The sequence below is a fragment of the Nitrosophilus sp. genome, from assembly GCF_982775275.1.
Window position 1 is genome coordinate 1 of sequence record NZ_CEXZHP010000054.1, and the last position, 8,715, is coordinate 8,715.

Consider the following 8,715-nt stretch of genomic DNA (forward strand, 5'->3'; position numbering starts at 1 on the left):
CATCTCTTCTATCTGTTTGCCGCTAAGTTTTGGAAGATTTAGGGGAACAAGTTTTCCATCTATCCTAATTTGCGGCTCGCTTCCACTTACTAAATGTAGATCCGAAGCTTTATACGCAATAACACTTTTTAAAAGTTTTCTTATATCCATTTCGCTCATAAATTATTCCTTATTCGATAATTTTAGGGACTATAAAAAAATTATCCAAAGATTTTGGTGCATTTTTTAATATTTTTTTAGAGACATCTTCTTGAATTATTGGGATATCTTTTCTTAATGGGGCTCCTCCTTCCAATGTAGAAAAAGTTGCCTCCAAATCTTTAACATCCAATTCATTTAAAACATCTACAAATTCCAAAAATCTATTTAGATCATTTAAAACATCACTTTTTTTTGATTCTTCAATATTTAGTTTAGAAAGAGTTTGAAGTCTATCTAATAATTTTTTATCGATTTGCTCCATAATATCTCCTAAAATTATTATTTTTGTGTCATTTTACCATAAAAATAATATGGTTTTTATATTTGATTTGTTAATATACAAAAACATAAAAAATTATAAAAGGGGAACAGTTTGGCTGCAAAAGACACAATAGAGTTTTTAAAAGAGGAGATTTCCAACGAAGAAAAGTTTTTAGAACAGATCGTTAGAGCTGAGAAATTTTATAAAAAATATAAAAAACATTTGATTGTCGCAACGGTTTTTATAGTGGTCTTGATTGGGGGATATATAGGTTATGACCTAAAAAAAGAGTATGATTTAAAAGTTTCTAACGAAGCTTATTTAAAGCTTTTGTCAAATCCTCAAGATAAAAAATCTTTAAATATTTTAAAAGAGAAAAATCCCGTATTATATGATGTTTTCCTATTTAGAACTGCTTTAGAAAAAAATGATGCTCAAAAACTAAATGAGATAGCTTCAAAAAAAATACCGGTTGTCTCAAATATTGCGGCTTATCAGAGCGCTGCGTTAAAAAAAGACCAAAAGGCGCTTTATTCTTATCAGCTTAATCAAAAATCCCTTTTAAAAGATCTTGCTATATTAGATGAGGCGTTTTTACTTTATAAAAAAGATGAGATAAAAAAAGCAAAAGAGAGATTAAAAAGTATAAATAAAGACTCTTTTGTATATCCTTATGCCACTTTTTTGCTTCATTATGGGTTAAAGGTTGAAAAATGAAAAAAATTTTATTGATCTTATCTTTTTATATATTGGTTTTTACAGGATGTAGCACAAAAAAATATTTTGAACCATCAAAAGTAGAAGGAGAAGTGGAGTTTGATGGAAAGCTTCCCGCAAAAATTGTTGATATTACAAGAGAGGGTGCTACCCTTGAAAACGGACAGGTTATAACTAAAGATGGATTATTGGATGTTAAGCTTCCAAAAGATTTTGAATATATCGGAGAAGGTGAGGGGCTAATAGTTGGTGCTCATAATTGCGGCAAAATAGTTGTTATAGATAAAAAAAACAATTTAGTTTATAAAAAGAGTTTTGAATTTAAAAGAGCGGCAAGTGCAAAAATAAAAGATAATCTTTTAGCTTTGGTTTTTGATAATAACGAATTAATGCTTATTGATTATAAAAAAGACAAAATCTTATTTAAACAAAAAAGTGAAACAATCTATTCTGTAGATACTAAAATAGCATCAGCTTATTTTTTGGGCGATTTGATACTTTTTCCGACTCTTGATGGAAAGATTTTGATAGTGGATAAAAATTCATATAAAGCTATTAGAACCATAATAGTTGGAACAAAAAAATTTTTAAACAATATAATATATTTAAACGTTATCGAAAATAGACTGGTAGCCGCTACGCCAAACAAAATAATATCGGTTAATCCTAAAACAATAAACAGTATCGACGTTGATTTGAGTGATGTTTTATTTGTAAAAGATGCAATTTATATTTTGGCTAAAGATGGTAGAGTAATCTTAGCAGACATTGATCTTAATATTTTAAAAACAAGAAAATATCCTTTTGCTCATTTTACCGGTGCGATTTATGGAGAATATATCTATATTATTGAAAAAGAGGGATATTTGATAGCCACGGATCATTCTTTGGTAGTATCAAACGTTTTTGAGCTTCCAAGTAAGATCGATAGTTTTCTTTTTACCGCTAAAGATAAGATATTTTTTGATGATAGATATTTTCAACTAAAACAGTGATGAAAAATATAGTCGAGTTTTTTAAAAATAGCGGAATAATTTTTAAAGATTTTAAATCATTGGATCTAAAAGAGTTCAAAATAAAAAAAAGATATAAGATTTTTGAGGGAGTGGATCTTAAAAACAGTTTTGTGATTGTGGTTTTGATAGATAGAAAAAGTAGATTTTTAATAAAAGATGCGTTAAGTTTGATAGAGGTTATTGATAAAATCATCGAAAAAAAAGAGCACTCCTATAAAAAAAAGTTTTTGCTTATCTCTTCGCCTATCTGTTCAAAGGCGTTGGAAAAATTACAAAAAGAGAAAATCGAGACTATAAATGCTTCTTTGTGATATAGGAAATAGTTTTGCCCATTTTTTTGACAATAAAAAAGTATGGACAGAAGATATAGATAAATTTATAAATAATCATAAAGATGATAAAGTTTATTACATAAATGTAAACGAAAAAGTAAAGAGTGAAATTTTGTCTTTGAAAAATTGGGTAAATCTTGAAAATTTTATAGAGTTTAAAACTAAATACAAAAATTTGGGTATCGATAGAAAAGTTGCCTGTATGAGCGTTAAAGATGGCGTGGTTGTAGATGCCGGTAGCGCGATAACCGTTGATTTGATGGAAAGAGGCGCTCATTTAGGCGGTTTTATAATGCCAGGGTTTAAAGCTACAAAGGATGCTTTAAAAAATATATCATCAAAGCTGGATCAAGAAATAGATTTTGATTTGGATATTAATAAAATCCCTCTAAATACAAAAGAGGCGGTGAGTTATGGTCTTTTAAAACCCGTCGTTTTGGCGATAAAAGATTTTTCCAAAGGGAAAAAAATCTATTTAACCGGAGGAGACGGGAAGAAGCTATCAAGATTTTTTAAAAATTCTGTTTATGATGATAAGCTAATTTTTAAAGGAATGATAAAAATCGTAAAGGAAAAATTATGATAACCATAGCCCTTCCAAAAGGAAGAATAGCTAAAGAGACTCTTGAGATTTTTGAAAAGATATTTGGAAAAAAATTTGAGTTTGGTGAGAGAAAGCTTATTTTAAATAGCGAAAATTTTAGGTTTTTGCTTGTAAGAAATCAAGACGTTCCTACTTATGTTTATCACCAAGCCGCGGATATCGGCGTTGTTGGACTTGATGTATTGGAAGAGCAAAAGCTTGATTTGGTTAGACTACTTGATATGGGTATAGGAAAATGTAAGGTATGCATCGGAATAAAAGATAACGAAGAGCTTGATTTTTCAAAGCCGAGCATCAAAGTGGCTACAAAAATGGTAAATATTACAAGGGACTATTTTAGTAAAAACGCTATAGCCGTTGAGATAATAAAACTTTACGGATCTATCGAATTGGCGCCTATCATTGGACTTGCCGATATGATAGTAGATATTGTGGAAACCGGTGAAACTATGAAACAAAACGGATTAAAACCGGCTTTAACTATAATGGACTCAAGTGCCCATCTAATAGCAAATAAAAATAGCTTTTTATCAAAAAAGGATGAGATATTGTCTTTATATGAGAAGATCTCTTTAGAGGTTAAAAATTTATGAGTTTAGATCTTTATGCAAAGATTGAGCCCTATCTTGGTTTTGAAAATGAGATAAACGAACTTTATGATATTTTTTTAGAAAAATTAAAAATATTAGAGGTAAACAGAGTTTTAGATATCGGCTGCGGAAGCGGACAGTTTATAAAAAGAGCCAAAGAGATGGGTTTTGATATAGAGGGGATTGATCTTAGCGAAAAAATGGTAAAAAGAGCTATAGAGCTTGGTGTTAAAGCAAAAAATATAGATCTATGCAGTGTAAATAAAAAATATGAAGCGTGTGTGGCTATTTTTGATGTGTTGAACTATCTTGATAAAAATGAGTTAAAAAGATTTTTAGAATGTGTCGATAATGTTTTAGAAAAAGGTGGATATTTTATTTGCGATATCAATACGTTATACGGTTTTGAAGAGATTGCCCAAGGAAGTTCTATAATTGACAAAAATGATCTTTTTATAGCGATAGACGCAGAATTTGAAAAAGATATTCTTACAACAAAAATAACTCTATTTGAAAAAAAAGATAAATGTTACGAAAAAGAAGATGGTGTTATAAAGCAATATTACCATAAGATAGATTCATTAAAAAAAGCTAAAAATTTAAAGATTGTAGATATCGATTTTGTGGCTTTATTTTCAGATATCTCAGATAAAGCGATACTTATTTACAAAAAGGAATAAAATTATATGGGATTGTTTGGATTTGGCAAAAAAGAGAAAAAAAAGATTGAAAAAGAGAGCAAAAAAAATATTTTTTTAAGTAAAAGAGAATCAGATAGATATCATGTTGACAATCTTTATATAAAAGGTATAGGAAAAGTTATCGACATCTCAAAAAACGGTGTTGGGGTTGCCAAAGAGGAGATCGAAGAGTTAAAAAAAGAAAATCTAGATATAAACCTAAATAATTTAGAGATTAAAGCTACCGTAAAAAGAGAGACTCTAAAGGAGGCTGGATTAAAGTTTGAGGATGAGGTTGACACAAAAGAGATCATAAAATCTCATCTTTTAAAGCCCAAAAGTTATATTTTTGAGCCAAAAAATAGACTTTCCATCGAAGATATAGAAGATGATGAAGAGATAGAAAAGATAAAAGCGGTTATAAATCTTATGCTTGAGCTTGATGATCCAAATACAAACGTTGAAAAATTCAAATCCCATATCCAAACATTGCCTGAACTTGAAGAGAGAATTATAAAAAAAGCAAACTCCGTTGAAAGTGCTTCAAAGTCCGAAATAACAAACGTTACTACCGCAATAACAAGAATAGGCTTTGAAGAGGTAAAAAAGATAGTATATGAGTATATAAATACAAAAATAACTTTGTCAAATGAAAATTTTACGGAATTTGAAAATTATGAGTTTTATAATATTTTAAAATCTTCTATTTTTAAAAAACTTGCTCCTCTTTTTTCTTTTAGGGATTTAAGAAGCGAAGGCAGATCTTTGCTAACTACTGATATGCTAGGAGTGGAGTTTTTGATAGAAAAAGGGGATAAAGAGTTTAAAAAAATATATAAATCTCCAAAATTTTTGTATGGGTATTTAGCCAGAATTTATGAGAGATATTTTTTTGGAGTAGATTTTTTAGAGATAAATAAAGACTATTTTATAAATAAATTGGGACTTTTTAATTATCTTTATGACGGATATATTTTAGCGCATCTGTCTCATTTTCCATATTTTGAATTAAAAGATAGTAGTAAAATATCGCTAAGCTCTAGAAAACTTAGATTTTCTTATATTGCCTATCTTACCTTTTTGGCACTTGAGTTTATTTTGTCAAAAGATAAAAAAAGTGGGATAATTTTATTAAATAGATTGAAAAGATTTGGTTTAGATAGCTCAAAAGCGATCTCTTTTTTAAATGAAACTATATTTGAAGCAAACGAAATATTGCATAATATTGGCATAAAAAATAGAATTTCAAATATATCTTTTCCAACGGTAAATCTAAATTTAACAAAGATTTTAGGTAAAGAACTCCATTTTTCATCCTTTATAGATAAGATCTCTCTTCTCTCAAAGGAACTAAATAGAGCCGCCTTTAGATATGAAGATCCCTTTTTTGCAATGTATCTTATAGACCTTGCCATAAATTCAAACGAGTTTGATTTTTATGATATGCCATTTTGCGTAATCCCAACAAAAAATTTAGAAGATGAAGATCTAAAAATAGAGCTTTTTAACGGATTTGATATTGTAATTTTTAAAGATATAGAAAAACTATCTGATAATTTGTGGGATGATTTTGTAAAGCTTTGGAAGGATTTTGAGGGTAAAATATTTGTAACCTATAGCGCTTATAATATGATAGACTTTGAAAAGAGCAAAATGCATCAACTTTTTAAAGATTTTATAATAGATATTCCTTCATATTTTGATAATGAGTTTATATATAAGTCTATGTTAAAAATAGCCTGTAGTGAAATTAACAAAGAGTTAGAAACTAATGTATGCTCTATTTTAGATTTTAAGGATAAAATATATAGTATGGATGCGATAATTAAAAAGAGTGTAGAAAAGTATATTGCGATTGAAGGGAAAAACTCCCTTCAGTTAAAATAGAGGCTTAATCTCTTCAAAAGGATTTGCGATAACTCTTTTTCTATCTACTATGTATGGAATAAGTCCTGCGTGTCTTGCTCTTTTGATCGCCTCTTCAACCATCTCTTGATGTTTTTTGCAGTTACCGGTTAATCTTCTTGGCATTATTTTATATCTTTCGCTAAGACTTGGTTTGATAAGCTCCAAATCTTTATAATCTATAAATGTCACTTTTGCTTCACAATATTTGCAATATCTTTTCTTAAATTTTCTTTTTTCCGCCATTATCTTCTCCTAACTAAAATGGTATTTCGTCATCTTCGATATCAATCTCTGGAATCTCCTCTTTTGAGCTTGGAGGTTGATACGAAGATGCCGCTCTGTTTTGTTGTTCAAAATTTTGTGAGGGCTGAGGAGCCACGGCACTATCGCTTGCTCTATCAATCATTTGTAGATTATCAACAGCAATTGAGTGTTTACTTCTTTTTTGACCGTTGCTATCAACCCACTGCTCAAAAATCAGCCTTCCCTCTATCAATACCTTTCTACCTTTTCCAAGATATTGATTTGCGATTTCGGCTGCTCTGCCAAACATTGTTATATCGATAAAACAGGTCTCTTCTTTTTGTTCGCCCGTTTGTGTTTTAAATCTTCTGTTTGTGGCAATCGCGGTTTTTGCTATTGCCATGCCGTTTTGGGTATATCTTAGTTCTATATCTCTTGTAAGATTGCCAAGCATTATAACTCTGTTATACATTGTTTATTCCTATTAGCTAGCCGCCTCTTCTTTTTTTGTGTGTTTTTGTGCTCTTTGCACCATTTTTTCCCAAGCCGCAATATCTTTTTTTGTTTCATATTTTACCGTCAAAAATCTAATCACATCTTCTGTGATTCTATAGATTCTTTCAAGCTCTAAAACTGTAGATGATGGAGCTTTAAAATAGATAACATAATAGTGGCCTCTTTCATATTTTTGGATAGGATAAGCAAGCTTTCTTACTCCAAAATCCTCATAAGCGACAACTTCGCCACCATTTTTTTCTATAACTTCTTTAATGAAGTCAAATCTTGCTTTTGCCTCCTCCTCTGTAAGAGTTGGCTTTAAGACAAAAAGCGTCTCATAATGTCTCATATCTTCTCCTTTTGGCTATTTTGGGACCGCAGTCCGTATATCCGAGTCTCCCCGGCAAGGCTATTTTAGACTATCCTAAAATAGAGGCTGATATTATCATAACAAAGCTTGAATTTTTATTAAAGTTGAAAACAAATATCCTTTTTTTTCTATATTGGGTTTTGTTTTTAGGTATAACTCGCTTTTTTGAAGCTCTTTTAATATCTTTAAAAATTGCTCTTGCTTAATTTTTATTGCCAAAGATACTCTCTCCTTTTCTATAGAAGGGGGAAGTTTATACCCCAAAATCTCTTTAGAATCGGCTCTTCCGTTAAGTTTTATATAGGAGTGAAACATAAAAAGCTGTTGCAAGAAATTTTGTAAGCCAAGTATTACTCTTATTTCGTTTATCTCTTCTTCCTCTATCTTAAATAGTATCTCTTTAATCCCTTTTTTGTTTAAAAGATCTATATAAAATTTTTCAAGATTTAAAGGCGCAAGCGGAAAAAGAAGCTCGTCTATATCTTTATTTTGGATATTTTTTGTTTTTATGGAGATCTTTTTAAGTTCGTTTATAGCCATTAAGATATCTAACTCCAAAGATAAAAGTAGATGATTTATTGCATATTCGTTTATATTGATATCGCTGTTTTTTGCAAAAGAGGATATTATATTTTTTGCTTCGTATAAAGAGGGCTTAAAAAATCTAACAAAATCTGCTCTTTTTTTCTTATCAAAGCTCTTTAGAGCCTTTTTCCCATCATCAGTATAAAATTCATATATAAAATAGCTATTTTCGTTTTTGTTGCATATCTCTATTAGCGTATCTAACTCTTTTTTTGGTATAGCTTTGTCATGTTTTAAAATAAAAATATTGGTATCTCCAAAAAGAGAGGATTGAGAAAGATAATTTTTAGCTCCCTCAAAATTGTATTCGTCATAATAATAAACAAGTCTTGTCTCTTTTTGAGGATCCAAAAGATCGGCTATCTTTTTTGAATACTCTTTTATATAGTATGGCTCTTGCCCAAATAAAAGGATTGATTTAAGATTGAAGCCTTTATTTAGGAGGTTGTCTATATCTTTTTTATACACATTCTACCCTTTTGTTCTTAAGCCCATCTAACGACTTTTGCGATAATTTTGGTGGTTGCTATATCAGCGTCGATTATCTGAATATAGACTTTATCAAAAAGCTCAACTCTATCTTTATCTTTTGGTAAAAATACCCTTGGCCCAACAATCTCGTCTTCAATAATGGCAATCGGAGTTGATTCTGGATCCGTTACAATAGCAAAAAACTCTTTATTGATATTCTCTTTTGCCCATCTTGCAA

At 29.9% G+C, this 8,715-nt stretch carries 12 protein-coding genes and 2 pseudogenes; 7 read left to right on the forward strand and 7 right to left on the reverse strand.

Annotated elements, in window-relative coordinates; genetic code table 11:
- Together AC30RD_RS04055 and gatC are read right to left on the reverse strand one after the other, a co-directional pair.
- A pseudogene (locus AC30RD_RS04055) lies at positions 1–159 on the reverse strand (type IV pili twitching motility protein PilT); the annotation flags it as partial.
- 10 nt (positions 160–169) lie between these two features.
- On the reverse strand, positions 170–463 hold the full coding sequence (gatC, locus tag AC30RD_RS04060; protein ID WP_489492981.1) for an Asp-tRNA(Asn)/Glu-tRNA(Gln) amidotransferase subunit GatC: 294 nt from the start codon (positions 461–463) through the stop codon (positions 170–172).
- 111 nt (positions 464–574) lie between these two features.
- Here gatC and AC30RD_RS04065 point away from each other — a divergent pair, with 111 nt between their 5' ends.
- The 7 genes from AC30RD_RS04065 to AC30RD_RS04095 are packed head-to-tail and all read left to right on the forward strand — an operon-like array spanning position 575 to position 6,289.
- On the forward strand, positions 575–1,180 hold the full coding sequence (locus tag AC30RD_RS04065) for a hypothetical protein (protein WP_489492982.1): 606 nt from the start codon (positions 575–577) through the stop codon (positions 1,178–1,180).
- The gene (locus AC30RD_RS04070) at positions 1,177–2,175 is read left to right on the forward strand and encodes a hypothetical protein (RefSeq protein WP_489492983.1); all 999 of its coding nucleotides are present in this window, start codon (positions 1,177–1,179) and stop codon (positions 2,173–2,175) included. The genes AC30RD_RS04065 and AC30RD_RS04070 overlap by 4 nt, the downstream gene beginning before the upstream one ends.
- Positions 2,175–2,507, forward strand: a complete 333-nt coding sequence (locus tag AC30RD_RS04075) for a hypothetical protein (protein WP_489492984.1) — start codon at positions 2,175–2,177, stop codon at positions 2,505–2,507. The genes AC30RD_RS04070 and AC30RD_RS04075 overlap by 1 nt, the downstream gene beginning before the upstream one ends.
- Positions 2,494–3,111 (forward strand): type III pantothenate kinase, encoded by a 618-nt coding sequence (locus tag AC30RD_RS04080; RefSeq protein WP_489492985.1) that lies wholly within the window; start codon positions 2,494–2,496, stop codon positions 3,109–3,111. Before AC30RD_RS04075 ends, AC30RD_RS04080 begins: the two co-directional genes overlap by 14 nt.
- Positions 3,108–3,725 (forward strand): ATP phosphoribosyltransferase, encoded by a 618-nt coding sequence (gene hisG / locus AC30RD_RS04085; protein ID WP_489492986.1) that lies wholly within the window; start codon positions 3,108–3,110, stop codon positions 3,723–3,725. The genes AC30RD_RS04080 and hisG overlap by 4 nt, the downstream gene beginning before the upstream one ends.
- Complete coding sequence (locus AC30RD_RS04090; RefSeq protein WP_489492987.1) at positions 3,722–4,402, forward strand: class I SAM-dependent DNA methyltransferase; 681 nt, start codon at positions 3,722–3,724, stop codon at positions 4,400–4,402. Before hisG ends, AC30RD_RS04090 begins: the two co-directional genes overlap by 4 nt.
- Before the next feature lie 6 nt (positions 4,403–4,408).
- Complete coding sequence (locus AC30RD_RS04095; RefSeq protein WP_489492988.1) at positions 4,409–6,289, forward strand: HDOD domain-containing protein; 1,881 nt, start codon at positions 4,409–4,411, stop codon at positions 6,287–6,289.
- Here the strand turns inward: AC30RD_RS04095 and rpsR are convergent.
- The 5 genes and pseudogenes from rpsR to AC30RD_RS04120 form a co-directional block, all read right to left on the reverse strand.
- Positions 6,281–6,553, reverse strand: coding sequence for a 30S ribosomal protein S18 (rpsR, locus tag AC30RD_RS04100; protein ID WP_489492989.1), 273 nt, complete (start codon positions 6,551–6,553; stop codon positions 6,281–6,283). The two genes, AC30RD_RS04095 and rpsR, sit on opposite strands and share 9 nt — an antisense overlap.
- Before the next feature lie 13 nt (positions 6,554–6,566).
- Positions 6,567–7,025 carry a single-stranded DNA-binding protein gene (gene ssb / locus AC30RD_RS04105; protein ID WP_489492991.1) on the reverse strand — a complete coding sequence of 153 codons (459 nt, stop codon included), beginning with the start codon at positions 7,023–7,025 and terminating at the stop codon, positions 6,567–6,569.
- A gap of 12 nt (positions 7,026–7,037) precedes the next feature.
- Positions 7,038–7,400: a 30S ribosomal protein S6 gene (gene rpsF / locus AC30RD_RS04110; RefSeq protein ID WP_489492992.1), complete on the reverse strand. Its 363-nt coding sequence runs from the start codon at positions 7,398–7,400 to the stop codon at positions 7,038–7,040.
- A 96-nt stretch (positions 7,401–7,496) separates the two neighbouring features.
- Complete coding sequence (gene holA, locus AC30RD_RS04115) at positions 7,497–8,474, reverse strand: DNA polymerase III subunit delta (RefSeq protein ID WP_489492993.1); 978 nt, start codon at positions 8,472–8,474, stop codon at positions 7,497–7,499.
- Positions 8,475–8,491: 17 nt separating this feature from the next.
- Positions 8,492–8,715 (reverse strand): annotated as a pseudogene (locus AC30RD_RS04120) (ribonuclease R); the annotation flags it as partial.